This is a genomic window from Xanthomonas sp. MLO165, assembly GCF_018831305.1.
GTDB classification, from domain to species: Bacteria; Pseudomonadota; Gammaproteobacteria; order Xanthomonadales; family Xanthomonadaceae; genus Xanthomonas; species Xanthomonas arboricola.
Genome location: NZ_CP029263.1, coordinates 3,613,028 through 3,639,186, shown reverse-complemented (window position 1 = coordinate 3,639,186; position 26,159 = coordinate 3,613,028). Strand labels below are relative to the sequence as shown.

General features: G+C 67.4%; 15 protein-coding genes and 1 pseudogene. 11 read left to right on the top strand and 5 right to left on the bottom strand.

Annotated elements, in window-relative coordinates; translation table 11 throughout:
* Positions 1 to 188 precede the first annotated feature (188 nt).
* Positions 189 to 1,385 carry a GAF domain-containing sensor histidine kinase gene (locus DGN21_RS15265; RefSeq protein WP_024938175.1) on the bottom strand — a complete coding sequence of 399 codons (1,197 nt, stop codon included), beginning with the start codon at positions 1,383 to 1,385 and terminating at the stop codon, positions 189 to 191.
* 293 nt (positions 1,386 to 1,678) lie between these two features.
* Between DGN21_RS15265 and DGN21_RS15260 the strand changes: the two genes are divergently transcribed.
* From DGN21_RS15260 to DGN21_RS15250, 3 genes are all read left to right on the top strand, one after another.
* Positions 1,679 to 2,110, top strand: coding sequence for a DUF2946 family protein (locus DGN21_RS15260; RefSeq protein WP_102251413.1), 432 nt, complete (start codon positions 1,679 to 1,681; stop codon positions 2,108 to 2,110).
* 195 nt (positions 2,111 to 2,305) lie between these two features.
* A complete protein-coding gene (locus tag DGN21_RS15255) occupies positions 2,306 to 4,309 on the top strand; it encodes a TonB-dependent receptor (RefSeq protein WP_164738947.1) in 2,004 nt (667 codons plus the stop codon).
* The gene (locus tag DGN21_RS15250; RefSeq protein ID WP_215824982.1) at positions 4,309 to 5,910 is read left to right on the top strand and encodes a PepSY domain-containing protein; all 1,602 of its coding nucleotides are present in this window, start codon (positions 4,309 to 4,311) and stop codon (positions 5,908 to 5,910) included. The genes DGN21_RS15255 and DGN21_RS15250 overlap by 1 nt, the downstream gene beginning before the upstream one ends.
* 129 nt (positions 5,911 to 6,039) lie before the next feature.
* Here the strand turns inward: DGN21_RS15250 and DGN21_RS15245 are convergent, their stop codons facing one another.
* From DGN21_RS15245 to DGN21_RS15235, 3 genes are all read right to left on the bottom strand, one after another.
* The gene (locus DGN21_RS15245) at positions 6,040 to 6,765 is read right to left on the bottom strand and encodes a phosphoadenylyl-sulfate reductase (RefSeq protein ID WP_065050325.1); all 726 of its coding nucleotides are present in this window, start codon (positions 6,763 to 6,765) and stop codon (positions 6,040 to 6,042) included.
* Positions 6,762 to 8,468, bottom strand: a complete 1,707-nt coding sequence (gene cysI / locus DGN21_RS15240) for an assimilatory sulfite reductase (NADPH) hemoprotein subunit (protein ID WP_241235254.1) — start codon at positions 8,466 to 8,468, stop codon at positions 6,762 to 6,764. Before cysI ends, DGN21_RS15245 begins: the two co-directional genes overlap by 4 nt.
* A 120-nt stretch (positions 8,469 to 8,588) precedes the next feature.
* On the bottom strand, positions 8,589 to 10,436 hold the full coding sequence (locus DGN21_RS15235) for an assimilatory sulfite reductase (NADPH) flavoprotein subunit (protein WP_126966308.1): 1,848 nt from the start codon (positions 10,434 to 10,436) through the stop codon (positions 8,589 to 8,591).
* 179 nt (positions 10,437 to 10,615) lie between these two features.
* Between DGN21_RS15235 and cysD the strand changes: the two genes are divergently transcribed.
* From cysD to DGN21_RS15195, 8 genes and pseudogenes are all read left to right on the top strand, one after another.
* Complete coding sequence (gene cysD, locus DGN21_RS15230; protein ID WP_126966307.1) at positions 10,616 to 11,524, top strand: sulfate adenylyltransferase subunit CysD; 909 nt, start codon at positions 10,616 to 10,618, stop codon at positions 11,522 to 11,524.
* Positions 11,524 to 13,500: a sulfate adenylyltransferase subunit CysN gene (gene cysN, locus DGN21_RS15225; protein WP_126966306.1), complete on the top strand. Its 1,977-nt coding sequence runs from the start codon at positions 11,524 to 11,526 to the stop codon at positions 13,498 to 13,500. Before cysD ends, cysN begins: the two co-directional genes overlap by 1 nt.
* A 260-nt stretch (positions 13,501 to 13,760) precedes the next feature.
* Entirely contained in the window at positions 13,761 to 14,834 is a 1,074-nt protein-coding gene (locus DGN21_RS15220) for an efflux RND transporter periplasmic adaptor subunit (protein WP_046344036.1), read from the top strand.
* Positions 14,831 to 17,956 carry an efflux RND transporter permease subunit gene (locus DGN21_RS15215; protein WP_024940307.1) on the top strand — a complete coding sequence of 1,042 codons (3,126 nt, stop codon included), beginning with the start codon at positions 14,831 to 14,833 and terminating at the stop codon, positions 17,954 to 17,956. The genes DGN21_RS15220 and DGN21_RS15215 overlap by 4 nt, the downstream gene beginning before the upstream one ends.
* A 299-nt stretch (positions 17,957 to 18,255) precedes the next feature.
* Positions 18,256 to 20,931, top strand: a complete 2,676-nt coding sequence (locus DGN21_RS15210) for a M1 family metallopeptidase (RefSeq protein ID WP_184577572.1) — start codon at positions 18,256 to 18,258, stop codon at positions 20,929 to 20,931.
* Between the two features lie 110 nt (positions 20,932 to 21,041).
* A pseudogene (locus DGN21_RS15205) lies at positions 21,042 to 21,179 on the top strand (GNAT family N-acetyltransferase); the annotation flags it as partial.
* Between the two features lie 323 nt (positions 21,180 to 21,502).
* Positions 21,503 to 22,426, top strand: coding sequence for a TrmH family RNA methyltransferase (locus DGN21_RS15200; protein ID WP_184577575.1), 924 nt, complete (start codon positions 21,503 to 21,505; stop codon positions 22,424 to 22,426).
* The gene (locus DGN21_RS15195; RefSeq protein WP_184577578.1) at positions 22,423 to 23,937 is read left to right on the top strand and encodes a carboxylesterase family protein; all 1,515 of its coding nucleotides are present in this window, start codon (positions 22,423 to 22,425) and stop codon (positions 23,935 to 23,937) included. The genes DGN21_RS15200 and DGN21_RS15195 overlap by 4 nt, the downstream gene beginning before the upstream one ends.
* 83 nt (positions 23,938 to 24,020) lie before the next feature.
* Here DGN21_RS15195 and DGN21_RS15190 read toward each other — a convergent pair whose 3' ends face one another.
* Complete coding sequence (locus DGN21_RS15190) at positions 24,021 to 25,985, bottom strand: glycoside hydrolase family 97 protein (RefSeq protein ID WP_184577581.1); 1,965 nt, start codon at positions 25,983 to 25,985, stop codon at positions 24,021 to 24,023.
* Between the last annotated feature and the right edge of the window lie 174 nt (positions 25,986 to 26,159).

The following is a 26,159-nucleotide window of genomic DNA, read 5'->3' as shown; positions in this document are numbered from 1 at the left end:
GAGCGACTGGCGCACCCGGGTCCTTGGGGAGAGACCTGGCGTGCTTGGCGGCGGATCCGGGTCGGGAGCCCGGGTCCGCCTTTTTTTGCGTGGCATCGGCTGCATGGCGTTGCCGGTCTGCGCAATGCCGGCAAGCAGCGCCCACCTGCTGCGCTGACTCGGTCTGGCCCGGCGCTACCGAGTGGTGGTCAGGCCAGCGGGATGCGTACCGAAAAGCAGGTGCCGCCGCCCGGGCGTGGGCGCACATCCACTTCGCAGCCCAGGGTCTCGGCGGTGCGGTGCACGATCCACAGGCCGATGCCCAGCCCGTCGCTGCGCGGGTCGGCCTGGCGGAAGGCCTGGAACACCTGTTCGGGGTGGTCCAGGTTCAGGCCGATGCCGCTGTCGATGATTTCCACCACCGCGTGGCCGGGGCGACGCCGGACGCCGACCAGCACGCGTCCGCGTTCGGTGTACTTGACCGCGTTGCCGATCAGATTGCCGAGCAAGGTGGTCAGCAGCGTGGGATGGCTGCGCACGCGTAGCGAGGTGGGCACGTGGCGCAAGGCCAGGCACTTGTCGATCGCCGGTTGCCGCCACACACCCAGCACCGAATGCAGCACATCTTCCAGCGCCAGCGGCTGCAGATCCGGCGTGGCGGTCTCGCTGGCGGCCGCCAGGGTGGCCAGCTCGTCGAGGTTGCGCGCCACCAGATTGATCGCATCGCGCGCGGTGACCAGGGTCGGCACCGAATCGACATTGGCATGCCGGCGCATCTTGTCGATGGCGTAGGCGGCGGTGCGCAGCGGGGTCTTCAGGTCGTGCCCGGCGATGGCCATCAGGCGACTGCGGTAGCGGTCGGATTCTTCGGCCACCTGCAGCGCGCGGCGCAGTTCCAGCTGTGCCATGGTCTGGCGTGCGAGTGCGCGCAGCGCATCGACCTGTTCGGCACTGAGCTGGCGCGGCTGGCGGTCGAGCACGCAAACCGTGCCCAGCGGCAGACCTTCGCTGGTCTTGAGCACGGCGCCGGCATAGAAATGCAACGGCGCCTCGCCGGTCACCAACGGATTGCGCGCGAAGCGGACGTCCTCGCGGGTGTCCGGCACCACCAGCACGTCGCTGTCGAGCAGCGCATGCGCGCACATCGACTTGAATAGCGGCGTCTCGCGCTCGCCCATGCCGCGTTCGCTCTTGAACCACTGCCGCTCGGCATCCACCAGGCTGATCAGCGCGATCGGCGTCTGGCAGATGATCGAGGCCAGCCTGGTGATGTCTTCGAAGGCGGCCTCGCGCGGCGTGTCGAGGATGCCGTAACTGCGCAGCGCCTGAAGGCGCAATGCCTCGCTCGGCGGCTTGGCAGCACAGGGAAGGGGCTCGGCCGCTGGGTCGGACAGGACGGTGCTCATGCGCGCGCAGGTGGATGGATGACGTATAAGCATAGGGCATGCCAGGGCCTGCCATGTGCGCGCTGTCACGTCCACTGCTGGAACTGTGACTACCGACCTCGACAACGGCCGTGCATCGACCCTTCAGGACTTCGTCTGTACTAGCGTCTGCGCGCCTGCAGGGTGCCTGATCGTCAGATTCCGCCACTGCTCAGCCTGGCGGGCAAGGCGGCCGTTGCCGACGGGTGCGACATGCGGTCGCGCACCGGCCGCCACCATCGCCCCTGCGGCATGCGGCGGCTTACACTCGCGCAATGCCTTCGCTCCGCCGCCACCCTTGCCTGCACTTGCTTGCCTGTCTGGCGGTGCTGCTGATGCTGGTGGCGCCGCTGGTCAGCCGTTGGAGCCAGGCGCAGTCGCCCGAGCCGATGTGCATGAGCGGGCCGGCGCTGGACGCGGGCGGGTCGCTGCATGCGGACCAGGCCCTGCCGGCGCAGACGGCCGCGCACCATCACGCCGCCGCTGCATCGCCCGCCAAGCCGGACACCGGCCAACACGCAGGCGCGCATGGTGAAGCCTGCGATTACTGCGTGCTGGCCGCGCGCCTGCTGCCGTGGCTGGCGTTGCTGGTGCTGTGCCTGCTGCAAGCGCGGCCGGCGCCGGCGCCGGTGCACAGGCAGGCGCGCGCAACATCGACGGTGCGCTGGGCCGCACTCGGGGCACGTGGGCCGCCGCTGCACGCGTGAGTCTGGCCCCATCGCGGGCGTCCGCTGCGTTGTAGCGATTGCGTGCCCGACCTTCCGGCGCGCCCGCACGCAGTTGCATGGACGACCTGCTCTCCTGAAGTGATGCCTGTGCCCGCCGTGTTGCCGCGGCGCACGGCGGTGTTGCCGTGCCGGCACGGCGAAGGGTTGGTCATGCGGTTGCGATTATTGAAAACGCTGTGGTACGCGCCATCGTTGGCGCTGGTGTGGGGGCCTGCCTGCACTGTGCAGGCGCAGGATGCGGCATTGACCCTGGGCAAGGTGCAGGTGAGCGCGCAGACCCAGCGCAGCCCGAGCACGGCACGCGTGCTGAGTTCGGTGGATGTGATCGGTGGCGAGCTGCTGCACGATCAACACGTGGACTACAGCTGGGAGCTGTTGATGCGTGCGCCGGGCGTGCAGGTCACCCAGTTCCGCATGGGCACCGATGCGGGGCGGTTCTCGTTCCGTGGTTTCAATGGCGAGGGGCGCATCAATGCGGTGAAGCTGCTGATCGACGGCATCCCCAGCAACGACAATGCCGGCGGCATGCCATATCTGGATGCGGTGTTTGCGCAGGACATCAGCGCGATCGAGATCGTGCGCGGCACCAACGATGCACGCTACGGTCTGCATGCGATCGCCGGCAGCGTGGATGTGCTGACCCGTACCGGCGGCAACGATGGCCGCCTGAGCGTGACGGCGGGCAGTTTCGGTGCGCGCGAGGTGCAGTTGGGCAAGGGCTTCGAACATGGCGCATGGAGCCAGAACTATGTGTTGGCCTGGCGCGATTCCGATGGTTATCGCGAGCACGCCGACGCGCGCAAACGCAGTGTGGCCGGCAAGTGGTTCTATACCGACCCCGATGGCGGCTTCCGTGCCGGGCTCACCACGCGTTACTACGACAATCACGCGCTGGAAGCCGGTTATCTGGATGCGGCCAGCGCACGCGCGGCGCCAGGCAGTTCGCCGGCGTATGCGCAGGACGATCGCAGCGAACGCCAGCTGCGGCAGACCGCGTTGCACGCGGACGGCACGCTGGGCGCCGCTGCGCAGTGGAGCGCCAAGGCCTACCAGAACGATTACCGCAATCGGCGCTGGGTACGCTTTTCCGCAGCCGGCCTGCAGCAGGAACGCGATACCGATGAAACCCATCGCGGCCTGCTGTTGCGCGGCAACTGGCAGCCGGATTGCGGCGCGCTGGCGGCCAATCTGGAAGCCGGCGTGGATGCGCAGTGGCAGGACAACCAGTCGCAGCGCTACCGCACCGTGGCACGGGTGCGCGGCGCGCAATTGCGCGATTGGGATTACGACCTGCGCACGCGCGGGGCCTACGTACAGGCGGTGCTGACCCCGGTCGAGCGGCTGCAGCTGGTGCCGGGCTATCGCATCGACCGTGTCGATGGGCAGCTGCACGATGTGCGTGCCGGCATTTACGCACCGACGTACGACTACGGCACCATCAAGCAGCCCAAGTTCAGTGCCAGCTACCGGCTGGCCGGGCAAAGCAGCGTGTACGCGAACTGGGGGCGCAGCTTCCAGATCGGCAGCGGCGATGGCGCGTATCGGCGCCAGCCGGCAAATCTCGGCCCGTCGATCAACGACGGCTGGGAGGCCGGCTTCAAGTTCGCGCCATCGGCGCTGATGGACGGCCGCCTGGCGTATTGGGAGCAACGCGCTTCCGGCGAAGTCGCCACCATCCTGGGCGTCAATGGCGTGCCCGGTGTCGGCGATGTGGCCAATGTCGGGCGCACGCTGCGGCGCGGCTGGGATGCGCAACTGAACCTGCAGCCGGCCGAGCACTGGCGGGCCTGGATGTCGTATTCGCGGCAGAAGGCCAGCATTGCCACGCCAGACCCGAGTGCGCCGGCCACGCGCGGCAAGGAGATCGAAAACGTGCCGCACTGGCTGGCCACCGCCGGGCTGGAATGGCAGCTCACCGCGGCGGTGCAGCTGAGCGCCTGGGGCAATGCGCAAGGCGATTATTATCTGGAGCGCAGCAATACGCTGGGGCGCACCGGTGGTTACGCCCTGCTCAATCTGGGCGCGCGCTGGAATCTGGACGCACGCAACGCGCTCAGCCTGCAGCTGCGCAATGTCACCGATCGCGCGTACGTGTATGCGTGGTACGACACCGGTAGTTCCGGCTATTCGCCGGGCGATGGACGTGCGTTGTCGCTGTCCTGGGACTGGAGCTTCTGATGCGCGCAATCATGGGCGATGGCCGCGTCACCGATCCGCGCCGGGATGGCCGCTGGCGCTTTTATCGCGCGGTGTGGCGCTGGCACTTCTATGCCGGTTTGCTGGTGCTGCCCTTCATCGTCTGGCTGGCGCTGACCGGTGCGGCGTTCCTGTACCAGGATACGATCGACCGCAGCGTGCACCATGGCTTGAAGGTCGTGCCGGTGGGCGAGCGGCGGGTGTCGGCGCAACGCCTGGTCGATGCGGCGCAGCGCAGATACGGCGGCAGCTTGTTTCGTTACGCCACACCCGCACGCGCCGATGCCAGTGCCGAGATCGGGCTGGTCGACACGCACGGTGTGCGGCAGGTGGTGTATGTCGACCCGTATCGCGCACGCGTGCTCGGCGCGCTGCCCGAGCACGGCACCCTGGCCTGGACGATTCGCCGGCTGCACAGTCTCGAGTTGATCGGCCCGTTTGCGCGCGGCTTGATCGAAATGGCGGCGGGCTGGGCGATCGTGCTGGTGCTGACCGGTGTGTATCTGTGGTGGCCGCGCGGGCGCCGCGGCGGGGTGGTCAGCGTGCGCGGCACGCCGCGGCAGCGGCTGTTCTGGCGCGATCTGCATGCGGTCACCGGTGCCGGCGTCGGTGCAGTGTTGCTGTTCCTGGCGCTGACCGGGATGCCGTGGTCGTGGCTGTGGGGCGCGCAGGTCAATCGCTGGGTCAACGGGCAGGACTTCGGGTATCCGGCCGGTGTGCGGGTGCAGCTGCCGATGTCGCAACAGCGTTTGTCCGAGACGACCGATCCGGCATGGTCGTTGCGGCAGGCGCGTGTGCCGGAGTCAGCGGTGCCTGGGCGTGGAGTCGCGGGGGGGGATGAGGGTCTGCATGACGGGCGGGTGGGTGTGACGCGGGCGGGTGCGGAACATGCAGAACATTCAGAACATTCGGAACATTCGGAACATTCGGAACATTCGGAACACGCGGAACACGCGGAACACGCGGAACACGCGGAACAGCCAAGCCGGTCGGAACATGCGGTGCAGTCGGAACATGCCGCACACGGCGGCACCGGCAACGTCGCTGCGCCCGGTCACGGTGCCATCGGGCTGGATGCGGCGATGGCGCGGTTCGATGCGCTCGGCATCGTGCCGGGCTACAGCGTCTCGCCACCGCGTGGCGCCACCGGGGTGTATACCGCCTCGGTCTATCCGGCCGACCTGCAGCGCCAGCGCGTGATCCATCTGGATCAGTACAGCGGCGCGGTGATGCTGGACATGCGCTATCGCGATTACGGGCCAGTGGGACGCGCGCTGGAGTGGGGCATCAATGTACATCTGGGCCAGCAATACGGCACTGCCAATCAGGTGATCCTGTTGCTGGCCTGCGCGGCGATCGTGCTGCTGTGCGTGAGCGCGGCGGTGATGTGGTGGAAACGTCGCCCGGTCGGTGGCCTGGGCGTGCCGCCGTTGCCGGCCGATCCGCGCACGCTGCGCGGTCTGCTGGCGCTGCTGGTGATCTGCGGGCTGATCTTCCCGCTGGTCGGGGTGTCGTTATTGCTGATGTGGCTGTTCGATCGCTACTGGATGCAGCGCAATCAGGCACGTGTTCCCGCGCCATGAGTACGTGCGCGTCACCTCAATGCGCTGTGGACGCGCCGAGGCAGGGATGCGCTTGGCGGTGTGCCCACCGGCAAACTCGACGCGTAGTGGTGCAGGCAAGCTTCGTAACGAGCGCGCGCTGCGCCGCGCTCAGATGTCCTCGTGGATGCCGCATTCGCGCTTCAACCCGAAGAAACGCGTGTCCTCCTCGCGCATGCCCGGTTCCCAGCGGCGTGTGGTGTGGAAGTCGCCGATGGACACGTAGCCTTGTTCCCATAGCGGGTGATACGGCAGGTCGTGCGCCTGCAGGTATTGCCACACGTCGCGGTCGGTCCAGTCGGCGATCGGGCTGACCTTGTAGCGTTCGCCGCGCTTCTGCACGATCGGCGTCTGTGCACGGCCGCCGGACTGGCTGCGGCGCAGGCCGGTGAACCAGGTGCCTACATTGAGCTCGTCCAATGCGCGGCGCATCGGCTCGACCTTGCGCAGGTTGTTGTACTGGTCGATGCCGACCATGCCCTGTTCCCACAGGCGGCCGTGGCGCGCTTCCATCCAGGCGCGGCTGACCAGCGGGCGGTACACCTTGAGGTTGAGCTTGAGCCGGTCGGCCAGTGCGTCGGCAAACCGATAGGTTTCCGGGAACAGGTAACCGGTATCGATCAGGATCACCGGAATGTCCGGGCGCTGTTGGGTGAGCAGGTGCAGCGTGACCGCCGACTGCGCGCCGAAGCTGGACGACAGTGCCGCCTCCTGCGGGCCGTATTGCAGTGCCCAGGCCACGCGCTCGTCGGCGCGCAGGCCTTCCAGTTGCGCGTTGAGCGCGTCCAGGTCGTCCAGCGCGGACGCAGTGATCGATGCAGCGGGCAGCGCGGTCATGCGAGCAATTCCAGGTCGAGGTGACGGTGTGTGGGGTAGGGCGGCAGCGCGATCAGGCCGCTGCGATGCAGGAAATCGCCGAAGCCTTCGTCGCCGGCCTGATCGCGTTCGGCCGCATAGCGCGCCAGCAACGGTTCCAGTGCGGCGAGAATGTCCGCTTCGGTGATGTTTTCGCGGTACAGCGTGTTCAGGCGCTGGCCGCGGCGGTCGCCGCCCAGCATCAGGTTGTAGCGGCCGGGTGCCTTGCCGACCAGCGCGATTTCGGCCAGATACGGGCGCGAGCAGCCATTCGGGCAGCCGGACAGGCGCAGCACGATCGGGGTGTCGGCCAGCCCGTGTTGCTCCAGCACCGGCTGCAGGGCCGCGCTGAAGTCGGGCAGGTAGCGTTCGGCCTCGGCCATCGCCAGCCCGCAGGTCGGCAGCGACACGCAGGCCATTGCGCCGCGTGCCAGCGCGGTGGGCGCGCGATTGCCGGCATCCAGGCCGTACTGCGCGACCAGGGCATCGACGCGCGCGCGCTCGCTGGCCAGCACGCCGGCGATGACCAGGTTCTGGTTGGGCGTCATGCGGAACTGGCCGACGTTCAATTGCGCAATCGCGCGCAGGCCGCTCAGGTGCGCAGCGGTGTCGGTATCGGCAATGCGCCCGGCAGGCAGGGCCAGGGTCAGATGCGACAGACCATCGTCGCCCTCGACCCAGCCGTAGCGGTCGCCGTTGTGCTCGAACGCGAACTGCCGGGCGGGTTGCAGCGCAAAGCCGGCGCGACGTTCGATCTCGGCCACGATGGTGTCCAGGCCGTGATCGTCGATGGTGTACTTGAAGCGCGCGCGCTTGCGCACCGCACGGTTGCCCAAGTCGCGCTGGGTTGTGACCACGGCGGTGGCCACCTCCAGCAACTGATCGCGGGTGACGAACCCGACGACATTGGCCACACGCGGCCAGGTTTCCGCATCGCCATGGCTGGCGCCCATGCCGCCGCCGATGCTGACGTTGTAGCCAAGCAACTCGCCGTCACGCAGGATCGCGATAAAGCCCAGGTCGTTGGCGAACACGTCCACATCGTTGAGCGGCGGCGCGGCGAAACCGATCTTGAACTTGCGCGGCAGATAACGGTCGCCGTAGATCGGCTCTTCTTCGTTGCCGGAGCCTGACACGCGCTCTTCGTCCAGCCAGATCTCGTAATACGCACGGGTATTGGGCAACAGATGCTCGGACACCCGCGCGGCATCGGCATACAACGTGGCATGCGCCTGCGACAGCAGCGGATTGGCGGCGACCTGCACATTGCGATTGACATCGCCGCAGGCGGCCAGCGTATCGATCAAGGTGGCATTGATCGCCTGCATGGTCGCCTTGAGCTCGCGCTTGATCACGCCATGGAACTGGAACGCCTGGCGCGTGGTGATGCGCAGCGAATGATTGGCGTACCGCGTGGCGATGCCATCCAGTGCCAGCCACTGCGTGGGCGAAATCACCCCACCCGGCGTACGGGTGCGGATCATGAACTGGTACGCCGGTTCGAGCTTCTGCCGACGCCGTTCATCGCGGATGTCGCGATCGTCCTGCTGGTAGCTGCCGTGGTACTTGATCAGGGTCTGATCATCCTCGCGCAACGCACCGGTCACCGCATCGGCCAGGCTCTGTTCCAGCGACCCGCGCAGACGGCGACTTTCGGATTTGATGTCTTCGACGGAGTGGCTCATGACGGGATTCGGCATTGGTGATTGGGGATTGGCAAAAACAAACAAGCAGCAGCACGACAACAACCAGACCCGCGGAACCCGCAATTACGAATCCCCAATCCCCAATCCCGATTCCCGGCATTAATAGACATCACGCGCATACCGCCCCTCCACCTGCAGCTGGGTGAGATACGCCGCGGCGGCTTCTGCATCCACGGCGCCGTGGGTGGTGACGATCTCAAGCAGGGCGGCGTGCACGTCCTTGCCCATGCCGATGGCGCCGCATACGTACAGATGCGCACCGCCCTGCAGCCAGGCGTAGACCTCGGCGCCGCGTGCGCGCAGGCGGTGCTGCACGTAGATCTTTTCGGCCTGGTCGCGCGAGAACGCGACTTCCAGTGCGTGCAGTTCGCCGCGCTGCAAGGCCTGTTGCCATTCGGCCTGATACAGGAAATCGGTATTGAAATGCTGCGCGCCGAAGAACAGCCAGTTGCGGCCCCTGGCGCCGGTTTCGGCGCGCTCCTGCACGAAGCCGCGGAACGGCGCCACGCCGGTGCCCGGGCCGATCATCAGGATGTCGCGATCGGTATCGGCCGGCAGCCGGAAGCGCGCATTCGGCTCGATGTAGACCGGTGCGGTGTCGCCTTCTCGCAAAGCGGCCAGAAAGCCGCTGGCCGAGCCAAGGTGCGCATGCCCGTGCGCCTGGTAGGTGAGTTCGTCCACCACCAGGTGCACTTCCTCGCCCACGCGCTTGCGGCTGGAGGCGATCGAGTACAGGCGCGGGGTGAGCGGACGCAGCGCGGCCAGCAGGCCGGCATGGTCCCAATCCGCCGGCCAGCGTCGCAGCACGTCGATCAACTGGTGATCGGCAAGCAATGACGCCAGGCCGGCGGTCTGGGTCGGGGCGAGCAGCGCTTGCAGCTCGTCGGCGCGCGCACGCTCGGCATGTGCGGCCAGCAGCGGCCGCGACAGCTTGGTCAGTTCGCGCCGGGTGGCCAGCCACTCGTGCAGGGCCAGAGTCTCTTCGCCGACGGTGACCGCGGCATGACCGTCCAGGCGCAGCGTTTCGAGCACCGCATCCACCAGCGCAGGCGGATTGCGATGGCGGATGCCCAGCGCATCGCCGGGCTCGTAGCTCAGCCCGCTGCCTTCCAGCGAAAATTCCAGATGGCGCACGCGCTTGCTCGGCAAGGCGTAGACGCGGAACTGCGGGCCCTTGAAGTCGCGCCCGCTGACGATCTGGTTGGCCAGCAATTCTGAAGGGAAGGGCTGCTGATGCGACCACACCGGTGCGGCTGCACTGCTGCGCAACGGCGTGATGGTGGCCGATGGCGGGCCGCTCCTGAGCTGCTCGCGTGCATGCTTGAGCGCCTGCGTGCGCCAGGGCGCAGCGACACTATCGATATCCAGATCGGCTTCGCCGCGTGGCTGCACGCGGCTGCCGCCAAGTTCGGCCAGGCGATCGTCGATGCGGCGTGCGATGCCGCAGAAATCGGCGTAACTGGAGTCGCCCAGGCCGAGCACCGCGTACTTGAGCTCGGGCAGCTTGGGCGCGCGGCGGCTGGCCAGGAATTCCACCAGCCCGATCGCATCGTCCGGCGGGTCGCCTTCGCCCTGGGTGCTGATGACCACGTAGAGCAGTCGCTCGCTGGCCAGTTCGCGGGTGGGATACTGGTCGGCACGCAGCAGACGCACGCTCAGGCCGGCGGCCTCGGCCTCGGCTGCCAGCTGCTCGGCCTCCCGGCGTGCATTGCCGGTCTGGCTGCCGTACAGCACGGTCAGGCGCTGGCTTTCCTGTGCCGGCGCGTGCGGCTGGCCGCCCGGCAACACCGCCAGTGAGCGCGGCGGCTGGCCTTGTGCCAGTCCGGCGGTGTAGCCGGACAGCCACCACAGCGATGCGGCATCCAGGCCGTCGACCAACCGTTCCAGCAGCGCCTTGCGCTCGTCGGGCAAGGGGCTGGGCGGTAGCGCGGAACTGGCGGCGGTCATTCGGATCCAGGGCGGTTGATGAGACCCGTGATGGTAGGGAGGCGTTGCCGCGGCCAGAAAGGATGAGCCGTTATCGCGTTATGCCGGCCGCTTATTTGGGTGCGGGCGGCCCGCGCCACACACTGCGGCGCCTTGCCCTACCATCGGCTGGTCTGCCCGCCGACGCCCACGACACCCTGATGACTCTGCTGCCCCTGTCACACCTGGATCGGCTCGAGGCCGAAAGCATCCACATCCTGCGCGAGGTCGCCGCCGAGTTCCGGGCCCCGGTGATGCTGTATTCGGTGGGCAAGGACAGCTCGGTGCTGCTGCATCTGCTGCTCAAGGCGTTCGCGCCGTCGCCGCCACCGATCCCGCTGCTGCATGTGGACACGCGCTGGAAGTTCGGCGAGATGATCGCCTTCCGCGACCGCCGCGCGGCCGAGACCGGCGTGGACCTGCGCGTGCACATCAACCCCGACGGCATCGCCCAGGACGTCGGTCCGATCAGCCATGGCGCGGCGGTGCATACCGACATTATGAAGACCCAGGGCCTGAAGCAGGCGCTGGAGCAGGGCGGCTTCGACGCGGCAATCGGCGGGGCGCGCCGCGACGAGGAGAAATCGCGTGCCAAGGAGCGCGTGTTCTCGTTCCGCAACGCGCGCCATCGCTGGGACCCCAAGAACCAGCGCCCGGAATTGTGGAATCTGTACAACGCGCGCACCAAACCCGGCGAAAGCGTGCGCGTGTTTCCGCTGTCCAACTGGACCGAGCTGGATATCTGGCTGTACATCTACCGCGAACGGATACCGGTGGTGCCGCTGTATTTCGCCGCGCCGCGCCCGGTGGTGGAGCGCGACGGCGCCTGGATCATGGTCGACGACGACCGCCTGCCGCTGCAAGACGGCGAAACGCCGCAACTGCGCTCGGTGCGCTTCCGCACGCTGGGCTGCTATCCGCTCACCGGCGCGATCGAATCGACCGCAGACACGCTGGAAGCGGTGATCGCCGAAATGCTGGTCAGCACCAGCTCCGAACGCCAGGGCCGCATGATCGATCATGCGCCAGGCGCGTCGATGGAGCAGAAGAAGCTTGAGGGGTATTTTTGATGGGCAGGGAATCGGGATTCGGGATTGGGGATTCGCAACAGCGGTTCGCCGTGGACGGAACGGAGGAAGCAGCTGCCTTTGCCAATCCCCAATCCCCACTCCCCAATCCCGGCGCGATCAGCGCCTACCTGCATCAACACGAAGCCAAGCCGCTGCTGCGCTTCATCACCTGCGGCAGTGTGGACGATGGCAAGAGCACCTTGATTGGGCGCCTGCTGTACGACAGCAAACGCCTGTTCGACGATCAGCTTGCCGCGCTGGAGAGCGATAGCCGGCGGCATGGCACGCAGGGCGAGGGCATCGACTATGCGTTGTTGATGGACGGGCTGGCCGCCGAGCGCGAGCAGGGCATCACCATCGATGTGGCGTACCGCTACTTCGATACCGACCAGCGCAAGTTCATCGTCGCCGACTGCCCCGGGCATGAGCAGTACACGCGCAACATGGCCACCGGCGCATCCACTGCCGATGTCGCGGTGGTGCTGGTGGACGCGCGCAAGGGCTTGCTGGCGCAGACGCGCCGGCACAGTTACATCGTGTCGCTGCTGGGCATCGGCCACGTGGTGCTGGCGGTTAACAAGATGGACCTGGTGGACTACGACGCGCAGGTCTTCGCCGACATCGCCGAGGGCTACCGCGCGCTGGCCGCGCAGCTGGGCATCGCCGATGTGCAATGCATTCCGCTGTCGGCTCTGGCTGGCGAAAATCTGTCCAGCCCATCGACGCGGATGCCGTGGTACCGCGGCCCGCATCTGCTGCAGCATCTCGACACCGTGCACGTGGAGACGCCGGAAGCCGGCAGCGGCTTCCGGCTGCCGGTGCAGTGGGTCAATCGCCCCCATCAGCACTTCCGTGGCTACGCCGGCACCATCGCCGCCGGGCAGGTGCGGGTGGGCGATGCCGTGGTGGTGGTGCCGTCCGGGCGCCGCACGCAGGTGGCATCGGTGCTGGATGCCAATGGCGAGGTGGACAGCGCACGCGCCGGCCAGGCGGTCACGCTGACCTTGCGCGAGGAGATCGATATCAGCCGCGGCGACATCATTGCCGCCGTCGACGACCCGCCGGAAGTGGCCGACCAGTTCGCCGCGCATCTGCTGTGGATGGACGATGCCGCCTTGCTGCCGGGGCGCCCGTACTGGCTCAAGATCGGCACGCGCACGGTTACCGCGAGCATCAGCGAGATCAAGCACAAGGTCGATGTGAACACGCAGGAGCGGCTGGCCGCCAAGCGGCTGGAGCTCAATGAGGTGGGCTACTGCAATCTGGCGCTGGACGAGCCGATCGCGTTCTCGCCGTACGCGCGCAACCGCGTGCTGGGCGGCTTCATCCTGATCGACCGGCAGAGCAATGCGACCGTGGCCGCCGGCACGCTGGAGTTCGCGCTACGCCGCGCCGGCAACGTGCACTGGCAGCATCTGGATGTGGACCGCGCCGCGCGCGCGCGCATCAAGGGCCAGACTCCGCGCGTGCTGTGGTTCACCGGCCTGTCGGGCGCGGGCAAGTCCACGGTCGCCAACCTGGTCGACAAGCGCCTGCATGCGCTGGGCTATCACACCTTCATCCTGGACGGCGACAACGTGCGCCACGGGCTCAACCGCGACCTGGGCTTCACCGACGAAGACCGCGTGGAGAACATTCGCCGCGTGGCCGAGGTGGCGCGGCTGATGGCCGATGCCGGCCTGATCGTGCTGGTGAGCTTCATCTCGCCGTTCCGCGCCGAGCGGCAGCTGGCGCGCGAGCGCTTCGATGCCGGGGAGTTCGTCGAGGTGTTCGTGGACGTGCCGCTGGCGGTCGCCGAGGCGCGCGATGTGAAGGGGCTGTACCGCAAGGCGCGGGCCGGGCAGATTCCCAATTTCACCGGCATCGATTCGCCCTACGAGGCACCGGAGGCGCCGGAGGTCCATCTTCACGCCGATGGTGAGAACGTAGAGGCGCTGGCGCGTCATGTGCTCGAGTTTCTCGGGCTGGAACGCTGAGCGGGGCTGACAGGACATAGCGGCAGGCGTCAGGCGGGTGTGGGCAACGCGAAGCCGCAATGCATGAATGTGTACATGCAGCGGCCGAGCGGTGGCCGCACCCGTCCGGCAGCCACGCCGCCGTGTCGGTGGCTGCGCTGGCCAGCGCATCGCGCCGACGACAGCAAGGGTCTTTGGTCATGGTGCAAAGCACGCCCTTTCTGTCAACTCCATGGCGGCTAGGTCGTTAAACTTTCGACGTACCCCGCCAGGATGTTCTGATGCTTGTTCGACCCAGCGCGCGTTTCGGCGCAGCGCTCTTGTTGGCCGTCGCGCTGGCCGGTTGTAGCCGTGAGGCCGCCGCGCCGGCCGCCGCCAAACCCATCCCGGTCTCTGTGCAGGCGGTGACCACCCAGCCCTGGAACTCGACCGTGCAGTCGATCGCCACCGTGCGTGCGCGCGAATCGGTGGCGCTGACCGCGGCAGTGAGCGATGTGGTGGAGCAGGTCAATTTCGACAGCGGCGACGAGGTCAAGGCCGGGCAGCTGCTGCTGCGGCTGCGCGGCAATTCGCAGCAGGCGGCACTGACGGCCGCGCAGGCCACCTTCGAGGAAACCGATCAGCTGTACCGGCGCCAGTTGAGTCTGGTTGGCCAGCAGCTGGTGGCCAAATCCACTGTCGATACGCAACGCGCGCTGCGCGATGCAGCGCAGGCACGCGTGCAGCAGATGCGCGCGGAGATCACCGACCGCGAGGTGCGCGCGCCGTTCTCCGGTGTGCTCGGCATCCGCCAGATCAGCCCGGGCTCGTTGATCACCTCCAGCACGGTGATCGCCACGCTGGACGATGTGGCGCGCATGTACGTGGACTTCCAGGTGCCGGAGTCGCAGTTCGGCCTGGTGCAGCTCGGCAATACCGTCAATGGCACCGCGGCGGCGTATCCGGGCGAGCAGTTCGAAGGCGTGGTGGCGGCGATCGATTCGCGTATCGACGAGACCACCCGCTCGGTGACGGTGCGGGCGGACTTCCCCAACGGCGACCGCCGGCTGCGCCCGGGCATGTTGCTGGATGTGCGCCTGTTCCAGCCAGCGCGGCAGGCGGTGGTGATCCCGGAGATTGCGGTGGTGCAGGTGGGGCGCGAGTCCTACGTGTTCCGGGTCAAGCCCGACAGCAGCGTGGAGCGCGCCGACGTGCGGCTGGGCGAGCGCCGCGACGGCAAGGTGGAAATTCTCGACGGGGTCAAGGCCGGTGAGCGCATCGTGGTCGACGGCACCGGCAAGCTGCGTCCGGGCCTGAAGGTGGTCGATCAGGCCGCGCCTGCATCTGCAGCGGCGCGCCCGCAGGCAGCACGATGAAACTCTCCGACCTGTCCATTACCCGCCCGGTGATGGCGGTGGTGATGAGCCTGCTGCTGATCGTGCTGGGGGTGATGTCGTTCACCCGGCTGACCTTGCGCGAGTTGCCGGCGATCGACCCGCCAATCGTGTCGGTGGACGTGGAATACACCGGCGCCTCGGCGGCGGTGGTGGAAAGCCGCATCACCCAGGTGCTGGAAGACGCGCTGGCCGGCATCGAAGGCATCGAGACCATCGAGGCGCGCAGCCGCAACGGCTCTTCCGATATCAGTATCGAATTCGTGCAGTCGCGCGATGTGGAAGCCGCCGCCAACGACGTGCGCGATGCGGTCAGCCGCGTCTCCGACCGCATGCCCGACCAGGCGCGCCCGCCGGAGATCTCCAAGGTCGAGGCCGACGCCGACCCCATCCTGTGGCTCAACATGAGCTCCAGCACGATGGACACGCTGCAGCTGTCCGACTACGCCGAGCGCTATGTGGTGGACCGCTTCTCCAGCCTGGACGGCGTGGCACAGGTGCGTATCGGCGGGCGCCAGCGCTATGCGATGCGGATCTGGCTGGACCGCGATCAACTGGCCGCGCGCGAACTGACCGTGGCCGACGTGGAAGCGGCGCTGCAGAACGAGAACGTGGAACTGCCGGCCGGCAGCATCGAATCGGCGCAGCGCGATTTCACCTTGCGCGTGGAGCGCAGTTATCTCAAGCCCGAGGACTTCGCCAAGCTGCCGCTCAGCAAGGGCGAGGGCGGCTATGTGGTGCGTCTGGGCGACGTGGCCAGGGTCGAGCTGACCTCGGCCGAGCGCCGCGCCTACTTCCAGAGCAACGGCGTGCCCAATGTGGGCCTGGGCATCGTGCGCAACTCCACCGCCAACGCGCTGGACGTTGCACGCGAGGCGCGCGCGCAGGCCGAGGAAGTGCAGAAATCGCTGCCGCAGGGCACCAACATCTTCGTCGCCTTCGACACCACGACCTTCATCGATGCGGCGGTGGAGCGCGTGTATCACACGCTGATCGAAGCGGTGGTGCTGGTGCTGGTGGTGATCTGGGTGTTTCTGGGCAGCGCACGCGCGGCGCTGATTCCTGCGGTGACGGTGCCGGTGTGCCTGATCGCCGCATTCATCGCGCTGTACGCGTTCGATTTTTCGATCAACCTGCTGACCTTGCTTGCGCTGGTGCTGTGTATCGGCCTGGTGGTGGACGATGCCATCGTGGTGGTGGAGAACATCCAGCGCCGCATCGACCTGGGCGAGCCGCCCTTGGTGGCGGCCAAGCGCGGCACCGGCCAGGTCGCCTTCGCGGTGATCGCCACCACCGCGGTGCTGGTGGCGGTGTTCCTGCCGGTGGGCTTTCTGGAAGGCAATACCGGGCGCCTGTTCCGCGAGCTGGCGGTGGCATTGGCCGCGGCGGTGGCGATCTCGGCCTTCGTGGCGCTGACGCTGACGCCGATGATGTCGTCCAAGCTGTTGCGCTCGCACGGGCAGGCCAGGCCCAACCGCTTCCATCGCTGGTTCGATGGCCGCATGCAGGCCGTGTCCGGGGCGTACGGGCGCTCGCTGGAGCGGCATGTGCATCGCACCTGGATCTTCGCGCTGCTGATGCTGTTGGCATTGGGCGCCAGCGCGTGGTTGATGGGCCGGATCCCCTCCGAGCTGGCGCCGGCCGAAGACCGCGGCAATTTCCAGATCATGATCGACGGGCCCGAAGGCGCCGGCTTCGATTACACCGTGGGGCAGATGCATCAGGTCGAGGCGATCCTTGGCCCCTACGTGGGCCCGGACAAGCCCATCGTGCGTGCCAACCCGCGCGTGCCCGGCGGCTTCGGCAGCAGCGAGGAGATGCACACCGGCCGGGTCAGCGTGTTCCTGCAGGACTGGGAAAAACGCACGCGCCCGACCACCGAAGTGGCCGACGAACTGCAGCAGAAGCTCAACGTGCTCAGCGGCGTGCGCGCACGCACGCAGGTGAGCGGCGGCCTGGTGCGCAGCCGCGGCCAGCCGTTCCAGCTGGTGCTGGGCGGGCCGGATTATGCGGAGATCGCGCAGTGGCGCGATCGCATCCTGCAGCGCATGGAAGCCAATCCCGGCTTGGTCGGCCCGGACTCGGACTACAAGGAAACCCGCCCGCAGATGCGCGTCAACATCGACCGCCTGCGTGCGGCCGATCTGGGCGTGCCGGTCACCGCGATCGGTGGCGCGCTGGAGGCGATGATGGGCTCGCGCCGCGTGACCACGTTCGTGGACAACGGCGAGGAATACGACGTGATGCTGCAGGCCGGCCGCGAAGGCCGCATGGCGCCGGAAGACCTCACCGCCATCCGCGTGCGTTCCACACGTGGCGAGCTGATTCCGCTGTCCAACCTGGTCACGCTCAGCGAAGTGGCCGAAGCCGGCACCCTGAATCGCTTCAACCGCCTGCGTGCGATCACCATCAGTGCCGGCCTGGCGCCTGGCTACCCGCTCGGCGAGGCGATCGCCTGGGCGCAGCAGACTGCACGCGAGGAATTGCCCGAGTATGCGCAGGTGGACTGGAAGGGCGAGTCGCGCGAATACCAGCAGTCCGGCAGTGCGGTGCTGCTGACCTTCGGCATGGCCTTGCTGGTGGTGTATCTGGTGCTGGCCGCGCAGTTCGAAAGCTTCGCCCATCCGCTGGTGATCATGCTCACGGTACCGTTGGCGGTGCTGGGCGCGCTGGTCGGGTTGTGGGTCACCGGCGGCACGCTCAACCTGTTCAGTCAGATCGGCATCGTGATGCTGGTGGGGCTGGCGGCCAAGAACGGCATCCTGATCGTGGAGTTCGCCAATCAGTTGCGCGACGAAGGCCGCAGCGTGCATGAGGCGATCGTGGAATCGGCATCGGTGCGCCTGCGTCCGATCCTGATGACCTCGATCGCCACCGTGGTCGGCGCGATTCCGCTGGTGGTGGCCGGCGGGCCCGGCTCGGCCAGCCGCGCCACGATCGGCGTGGTGGTGATCTTCGGCGTGTCGCTGTCCACCTTGCTGTCGCTGTACGTGGTGCCGGCGTTCTACAGCCTGATTGCGCCATTCACCAAGTCGCCCGAAGCGGTGGCGCGTGAGCTGGAAACCCTGGAGGCGCAGACGCCGTCGGTAGGCGGTCATGCCTGAGTGACACCGGCAGCGGTGCGCTGCTGCCGGTGGTCGACGACGCGGGAATGCTGCGGCATCGGCGTTGATCACGGTGTTTGCATCTGGCTGCATCGCAAACAAAACCCAAACATCGGGGCGCATGCTGTGTCCATTGAGCGCGGCAGCACCAGGCCAGCGCGATCGATGCGACGCCGCAGCGCGGCCGGTTGCCTCTGGGGGCGGCGCGCTCACCGCATCGGTCGTGCAATGACTAAGGTCACATGACAGTCATGCCCGGCTGTGGTCGACTCCCGCAGTTGCCCTGACCGGAATCGCCAATGCGTCGTCTTGCCTGCCTGCTTGCTCCCTCTCTCCTTGCGCTGTGCTGCGGCACCGCGCTGGCGCAGTCCTCCGGCGAGCCGGTGCCCAATGGCCGCCTGCCGACCTGGGCAGTGCCCGAGCGCTACAGCCTGTCGTTCAAGATCGATCCGGACCAGAGCGAGTTCAGCGGCCGCACCAGCATCCGCGTGCAGCTCAAGCAGCCCTCCGATCACCTCTGGCTGCACGGCAAGGAACTGAAGGTCAGCAAGGTCACGGTCAAGCCGGTCAAGGGCAAGGCGCTGACCGCACGCTACGTGCAAGCCGATGCGCAGGCCGGTGTGGTGCGCCTGGATTTCGGCCGCACGCTGCAGCCGCAGACGCTCACCGTGGACATCGTCTACAGCGCGCCGCTCAATCAGCAGCTGCAGGGCCTGTATCAGGTGAAGTACCAGGGCCAGGCCTATGCGATGACGCAGATGGAGCCGATCAGCGCGCGCTACGCGTTCCCCGGTTTCGACGAACCCGCGTTCAAGACTCCGTTCGACCTCAGCCTGACCGTACCCACCGACGACCAGGCGCTGGCCAACACCATCGCCACCTCGACCAAGCCGGCCGGCAAGGGCTGGAAGACGGTGACCTTCGCTCCGACCGTGCCGCTGCCGACCTATCTGGTCGCCTATGCCGCCGGCCCATGGGATGTGGTGGACGTGCCGGCCATGCCGGCCACCCCGCAGCGCCCCAACCCGACCCCGTTGCGCGGCATCGCCGCCAAGGGCCAGGGCCCGCGCATCACTCCGGCGCTGGACCAGACCCCGGCAATCATCGCCGCACTGGAGGACTATTACGCCTTCGGCTATCCGTTCGACAAGCTCGATCTGGTCGCCGCGCCGGACTTCAGCGCCGGTGCGATGGAAAACCCCGGGTTTGTCACCTTCCGCGACTGGCTGCTGTTGCTGGACAAGGACTCGCCGGCCGAGAACGTGCAGCGCTCCTTCAACACCAACGCGCATGAGCTGGCCCACCAGTGGACCGGCGACGCCGTCACCATGGAATGGTGGGACGACCTGTGGTTGAACGAGGCGTTCGCCACCTGGATGCAGCAGAAGATCACCATGCAGCTGCACCCGGAATACCGCGCCAATCTGGACCGCATCGGCGGCGCGCAGTACGCGATGGACAACGACAGCCTGGTCAGCGCGCGCAAGATCCGTCAGCCGATCACCGGCAACGGCGATATCGAGACCGCCTTCGACGGCATCACCTACCAGAAGGGTGCGGCGGTGCTGGCGATGTTCGAGGCTTTCGTCGGCGAAGACGTGTTCCGCCAGGGCATGCGCGCTTACATCGCCAAACACAAGTTCGGCAGCGCCACCGCCGACGATCTGGTCGATGCGATCGCCGATGCCGCCGGCAAGGGCGAGGAGTTCAAGGCCGCCTTCCGCAGCTTCCTCAATCAGCCGGGCGTGCCGTATCTGCAGACCCAGCTCGCCCGCGAAGGCGGCAAGACCGTGGTCAAGCTGCAGCAGCAGCGCTATCTGCCGCTGGGTTCCACCGGCTCCACTGCGCAGCAATGGGGCGTGCCGGTGTGCGTCAAGTACGGCAAGGGCAAGAACCAGGTCGGCACTGCCTGCCAGATGCTGGCAGACGGCAGCGGCAGCATCGTGCTGGACGGTGCAGGCAAGAACACCTGGGTGTTCCCGAACGCGCGTGGCGCCGGCTACTACCGTTTCAGCCTGCCCAAGAAGCAGCTGGCTGAACTGAGCAAGCAGGTCGGACAGCTCGACGACAACGAACAGCTGGCCTATGCCGATGCGATCGATGCGGCCTACCGCCACGGCGATACCGACGGCGACGCCGTGCTGGCAGCGCTCAAGCAGTTGGCGCCGTCCGAATCGGCCGATGTGTCCACGGCGCTGCTGAACCGCTTCGTGTGGATCTGGCGCTACCAGGCCACCAGCCAGGCCCAGCGCGATGCACTGCGCAAGGCGGCCGAACAGGCGTATCTGCCGCGTCTGCGTCAGCTGGGTTACACGCGGCGTAGCGGCGAGTCGATCGACGACACCAGCCTGCGCTCGGCGCTGGCCGGGCTGTTCGCGCTGCGCCTGCAGAACGCGGAGGTGCGCAAGGCACTGCTGGCGCAGGGCGATGCGGTCCTGGCCGGCGGCAACGGTGCACTGGACTTCTCCAAAGCCAATCCGGATCTGCTCGGCACCGCACTGGCGGTGACCGCGCAGGAGCGCGGCGCACCGGCGGTGCAGAGCCTGATCGATGCATTGCGCACGCATGCCGACCCGGCGCAGCGCAACGCCATGATCGCCGCCCTGGGCACGCTGCAGGACCCGGCGCTGCTCAAGCAGGTGCGTGATTTCGCGCTGACCGATGCGATCAAGGTGGGCGAGATGAAGAGCCTGCTGATGCGCGGTCACAGTTATGAGGCCTCGCACGCGTCGATGTGGCCGTGGTTCACCGCCAACTTCGACCGTATCGTGCAGCGCAGTGGTTCGTTCGACGGCGGCGGATTGCCGGCGCTGGGTGCGTCCGGCGGTTGCAGCGTGGAAGAAGCCGACCGCCTGGATGCGTTCTTCAAGCCGCGCCTGGCCACGCTCAGCGGCGCCGACCGCGGCATGGCGCAGACCGGCGAGACCATCCGCCTGTGCGCCGCGCTCAAGCAGGCGCAAACCACCAAGCGCTGAGCCGCGGCCTGCGGCCCGGGTGCGCGGTATCGGCAGTGGCGATACCGCGCATATCGCATCAGGAACGGCTACAGGCAACTGCACGTTCCGCCAGTCGGGCGCGGCGGGACCATCCGGCATCGGCCAGGGTGGTGCTGCGCAACGGCGTCGTCGAAGAAGGCTGCAGCCGCGGCGCGATCATGCGGCCGGATGGGCTGCATGATTTGCGCGTGTTCGCGCCGGTGGAGTTGCCGGCCGATCTGGACTGATCCCGGCCACGTGCGCTGGCGAACGCGTTGGCCAAGTGCATTTGCACGCGGCGGGTTGGCGCAGATCCGTCACCGGCATCGGCACCGGTCCCGCGTGTCCTGCATAGCGTCAACGTCAACACGATTCACCCGAGCTGCAGGGCCTCGAAGGCCGCGCGTCGGCTACCTCGTATACGGCTCGTTGCGCCAGTGGCTTACCATCGTCGCCAATGCGTCTGCACCGCCGGCTGTGCCGGCCTGCAGGATGACGAACACCGCTGGTGGCGGAAGGGGCGATTCGGTCCCCGCAGCGCCGGCAAGTAACACGAACCCTGGATACGACGATGACACAGCATGATGGACGGGGCGGACGACCGCCGCGCGATGGCGGCAGCTCCGGCGCCTCGCACAATCCCTGGGGCCGCGCCGCGCCGCGCGCATCGGCAGCGCGCACGCCGGCACGGCAGGCGCCAACGGCTTACACGCCTGCTGCCCCGCAGTCCGCGGCTTCGTCGTCCGGCGGCAATGCGCGCGAGCTGCGGCTGTACGGCATCAACGCAGTGCAGGCCGTGTTCAAGGCGCGCCCGGAGGCCATGCGCAAGCTGTATCTAAGCGAGGCGCGCATCCCGCAGTTCAAGGCCTTGCTGGCCTGGTGCGTGGCCCAGCGCATCGGTTACCGCGTGGTCGAGGAAGCCGATCTCAGCAAGCTCGCCGCCAGCGCGCACCACGAGGGTGTGGTGGCCGATGTGCTGCGCGTTGCCCCGCAGCCGTTGCAGGACTGGCTGGCTGCGTTGCCGCAGGGGCCGGTGCTGGCGCTGTGGCTGGATGGCGTGGGCAACCCGCACAACTTCGGCGCGATCCTGCGCTCGTCCGCGCACTTCGGGGTAGCCGGCCTGCTGCTGCCTGCCGGCTCCACGCTGGGTCTGTCCGGCGCAGCCGCGCGCGTGGCCGAAGGTGGCGCCGAAGCGGTGCCGCTGGTGCAACTGCCCGACACCGCAACGGCGATGGCGCAGCTGCGTCAGGCCGGTTTCGCAGTGGCGGCCACGCTGGTGGAGGGCGGCCAGGACGTGTTCGCCGCCGCGCTGCCGCAACGGCTGGTGTATGTGATGGGCGCGGAGAGCGAGGGCATGGACCGCCAGTTCGCGCGCGATTGCGACCTGCAGTTGTCGATCCGCGGCAGCGGCAAGGTCGAAAGCCTCAACGTGGCCTCGGCCACCGCCGTGTTCCAGGCCGCCTGGCGTGCCCGTGCGTTGGGTGGAGAGTCGTGATGCGCCTGTGTGCCGGTCTGCTTGCCGCCGCTTGTGCGTTGAGTGTCAGCGCGCATGCTGCAGCGGCCTCCACGCCTGCCGCACCGCCGCAGGTGCGCACTGATCACGGCCTGGTGCGCGGGCAGTGGCAGGACGACGGCAGTGCGGTGTTTCGCGCGATTCCGTTTGCCGCGCCGCCGCTGGGCGCGCTGCGTTGGCAGCCGCCGCAACCGGCCGCTGCCTGGTCGGGCGTGCGCGATGCCACCCAGGCCGCCACCCCGTGCGTGCAACCGGCGCTGGGCTGGAACAACGCCATGGCCAGGCGCGGTACGGAAGATTGTCTTTACGTCGAGGTGCAGACGCCGACGCTGCAGCCGGCCAAACCGCTGCCGGTGTTCGTCTGGATCCACGGCGGCGCCAATGTGGCCGGCGGCGCCGATGGCCATCTGCCGACCAACCTGGTCGCACAGGATATGCTGGTGGTGACGCTGCAGTACCGGCTCGGTGCGCTCGGCTTCCTGTCGCTGCCGGAACTGCGCGATGGCGACCATCAAGCCGCCGGCAACTACGCCTTGCTCGACCAGATCGCCGCGCTGCAATGGGTGCGCGACAACATCGCGCAGTTCGGTGGCGACCCTGCGCGGGTCACCATCGCCGGGCAGTCGGCCGGAGGCCAGGATGTGGGCTTGCTGATGCTCAGCCCGCTGGCACGTGGTCTGTTTTCGGCAGCGATCGAGCAGAGCGGCACCGCCGGGTTCGGATTGCCGGCACGTTCGCTGGAAGACAATCGCGCGCTGGGTGTGGAGATCGCCAAGCGTGCAGGTATCGATGACCCCGCCACGCGTCTGGCGCAGTTGCGCGCGCTGCCGGTGGAGCAGCTGATCAAGGCCGGGCAGGGTGTCGACGTGCCGGCACTGGATGACGATGGCTACATCTGGCTGCAGGCGATCGTCGATGGGCGCGTGCTGCCGCGTGCGCCGGCCGCGTTGCTGGCCGACGGTGCACAGGCCAAGGTGCCGCTGTTGATCGGCTATGTGGTGCAGGAGCTGGAATACGGCGGCAAACAGGGTGCACAGGCGCGGCTGCGTCGCGACTATCCGGCGCAGGCTGATGCCGTGCTGCAGGCGCAACGCACGCATGCGGCGCAGCGTGCCGCACGGCAGGGCGACGCAGCGATGCAGCTGTCCACCGATCTGACCTTCCGTTGCCCGGCAGTGACCGTGGCCCAGCATCAGGCCGCGCTCGGCGTGCCGGTGTGGCATTACGTGTTCGATACCGCCGCACCGGGCGGGCGGGTCACGCATAGCGCCGAGCTGCCGTTCCTGTTCAAGGGTCTGCCGATCGGCCAGCCGCCGGTGAGTCTGCAGCGCTATTGGGCCGCATTCGTGCAGCGTGGCAATCCCAACACCAAGGGCTTGCCGGCCTGGCCGGCATTTGCGCCCAAGCATGCGGCATTGCAGTTCGACGCCAGTGGCGTGCGCCCGCTCAAGGATGCACGCCCGGCGGTGTGCGCAGGCGTGGACCTGCCGTAATCGATCGGGCGTACCGCCACGGTACGCGCGCTTGACTCAACTCGACTTGGCTCAACTCAGCGGACGCAGCCTGTCCGCCGAGCTTATTTTTTTTGCAGTCGCACGGCGGCGCCGCCGTTTGCAGCCAATGGCAGCTGCAGGCTGTCGTTGGAGGTGAGTTTGCGCGTATCGATACGCACCTCCGTCGGGGCCGCGCCGTCGGCGTAGATGGTGGCGGTCCAGCTGCCCTTGCCCAGGAATGCCAGCGGCAAGGTCAGCGTGCGTGCCTGCTCGTTGGTCATCGCGCCCACGTACCAGTCCTTGCCGCTACGCCGCGCCAGTGCGATGTGCTCGCCGATCGCGCCATCGAGTGCGCGTGTCTCATCCCAGCTCGCCGGCACATCGCGCAGGAACTGCGCTGCCGGCACGTTTTCGTATTGTTCCGGGCTGTCGGCGACCACCGCGAACGGGCTTTCGTAGACCACATACATCGCCAGTTGCTGCGCACGCGTGGTCATCACCTGCGGCGCGATGTGCTGCATCTTGAACTCGGCCGGGCGCACATTGCGGAAGCCACCCGGTGTGTAATCCATCGGCCCGAGCAACATGCGCGTAAACGGCAGCGTGAGATTGTGGGTGGCGGTGATGCGCGTGGTCCACTTGTTGTACTCGGCGCCGAGCACGCCTTCCTGCGTGAGGTAGTTGGGATAGGTGCGGGTCAGGCCGGTCGGGTGATAGGCGCCATGTAGATCCACCAGCAGTTTGTGCTCGGCGGCCTTGGCTAGCAGGCGGTGGTAGAAATCCACCATCTGCTGGTCGTCGCGGTCCATGAAGTCGACCTTGATGCCCTTGATGCCGAGTTGCTGATACCAGGCGAGTGCTTCGTCCATGTGCGCATCCAGCGCGCGCCAATGCGCCCATAGCCACAGCCCGACATCGCGCTGCCGTGCGTAGGCCACCAGTCCCGGCAGGTCGAGCTGCTCCACCGGCCGGCGGATATCGGCATCGACGTTGTACTGGCCATCGCCGGTGCTGCCGAAATACCAGCCATCGTCGATCAGCATGTATTGCAGTTTCAATTGCTGCGCGTGATCGATGTAGCGCTGAATCGTGGCGGTATTCATGCCCGGCTGTGCCACGCCGCTGGCCAGTGAGCCGGACCACCAATCCCATGCCGATTTGCCCGCGCGCACCCAGCTCGCATCGAAGGCCGGCGGTGGGTTGAGTGCGGAAATCAGATTGGATTCAATCAGGCTGACCGGGCTGTCGCCCAGCATGATCACCCGCCACGGCGTGGCGAAATCGCGGCCCTTGGCATCAAGGCTGACGGCCAGCGTGGGGTCGTCCAGGCGTGGCGATAATTTCGCCGACACGCCCAGGCTGCCATCCTCGCGGCCGCTGAGATACAGGCCGGCATAATCGCGCAGGTTCGCCTCGGCAATTGCCAGCGTGGTGCCGCTGGCATCGGTCTGGCACACCAGCGGCAACTCGAGCAGATTGTGCGGGCGCAACCTGGATGCGGCGATCGCATCGTATTCGCCCTCATGGCTGGTGCCGAAGCGGCCCAGGTTCAAGCTCCAGCATGCGTAATCGCTGGGGAATGCAAAGCTGGTGAGCTCATTGCGAATCCGCACCTCACCGGCGTCGGGCAGCACATAACGCAGCGCAACGCCATCGTCGTAGGCGCGCAATTCCACTGTCAGGCGTCGCTGTTTGGGGTCTGACAACTGCACGCGCAATTGGCGGTAGTGATCGCGTGCCTGACGCGTCTTGCCCACGGCCAGGGCGAAGCGGCTGTCATGTGTTTCGGTGGTGCTGCCCTGCAACGTCATCGCCTTGCCGAGCGTGTCGGCAAGGCCCAGATCCAGTCCGAGCGGAGCGTCGTCGAGCACGACTTTGTTGCGATACAGCACGCGATAGCTCGGCACGCCGCCCTCGCGCAGCGTGAATTCCACCTGCGTACGTGCGTCGGGCGACTGCACCTGCAAACGCTGCGCAGCTGCAGGCAACGCGATCGAACACAGCAGCGCGCACGCCGCCGGTAATGCGGACTGGATCAGGTTTCGCATGAGCCCCTCCTCCTGGGAGCGCCAACCCTAACGCAGAACGGTTGTCGTCGATATCCACCTGGGGTAACGTTACCTCGCACCATGGCCGCTGAAACAGGGGCGGCAGCCACGGGCGGCATCACGACAGATGCAATGACAAGGCGACGACGCGTCGCCTTGGCGGTTGCGTCCAGG

Excerpts from the sequence above, each read along its gene's own strand:
- DGN21_RS15250 (WP_215824982.1), top strand. The coding sequence starts at position 4,309 with ATGCGCGCAATCATGGGCGATGGCCGCGTCACCGATCCGCGCCGGGAT.
- DGN21_RS15210 (WP_184577572.1), top strand. The coding sequence starts at position 18,256 with ATGCGTCGTCTTGCCTGCCTGCTTGCTCCCTCTCTCCTTGCGCTGTGC.
- DGN21_RS15235 (WP_126966308.1), bottom strand. The coding sequence starts at position 10,436 with ATGACCGCCGCCAGTTCCGCGCTACCGCCCAGCCCCTTGCCCGACGAG.
- DGN21_RS15200 (WP_184577575.1), top strand. The coding sequence starts at position 21,503 with ATGACACAGCATGATGGACGGGGCGGACGACCGCCGCGCGATGGCGGC.
- DGN21_RS15260 (WP_102251413.1), top strand. The coding sequence starts at position 1,679 with ATGCCTTCGCTCCGCCGCCACCCTTGCCTGCACTTGCTTGCCTGTCTG.
- DGN21_RS15220 (WP_046344036.1), top strand. The coding sequence starts at position 13,761 with ATGCTTGTTCGACCCAGCGCGCGTTTCGGCGCAGCGCTCTTGTTGGCC.
- DGN21_RS15215 (WP_024940307.1), top strand. The coding sequence starts at position 14,831 with ATGAAACTCTCCGACCTGTCCATTACCCGCCCGGTGATGGCGGTGGTG.
- DGN21_RS15190 (WP_184577581.1), bottom strand. The coding sequence starts at position 25,985 with ATGCGAAACCTGATCCAGTCCGCATTACCGGCGGCGTGCGCGCTGCTG.
- cysD (WP_126966307.1), top strand. The coding sequence starts at position 10,616 with ATGACTCTGCTGCCCCTGTCACACCTGGATCGGCTCGAGGCCGAAAGC.
- cysN (WP_126966306.1), top strand. The coding sequence starts at position 11,524 with ATGGGCAGGGAATCGGGATTCGGGATTGGGGATTCGCAACAGCGGTTC.
- DGN21_RS15265 (WP_024938175.1), bottom strand. The coding sequence starts at position 1,385 with ATGAGCACCGTCCTGTCCGACCCAGCGGCCGAGCCCCTTCCCTGTGCT.
- DGN21_RS15245 (WP_065050325.1), bottom strand. The coding sequence starts at position 6,765 with ATGACCGCGCTGCCCGCTGCATCGATCACTGCGTCCGCGCTGGACGAC.
- cysI (WP_241235254.1), bottom strand. The coding sequence starts at position 8,468 with ATGAGCCACTCCGTCGAAGACATCAAATCCGAAAGTCGCCGTCTGCGC.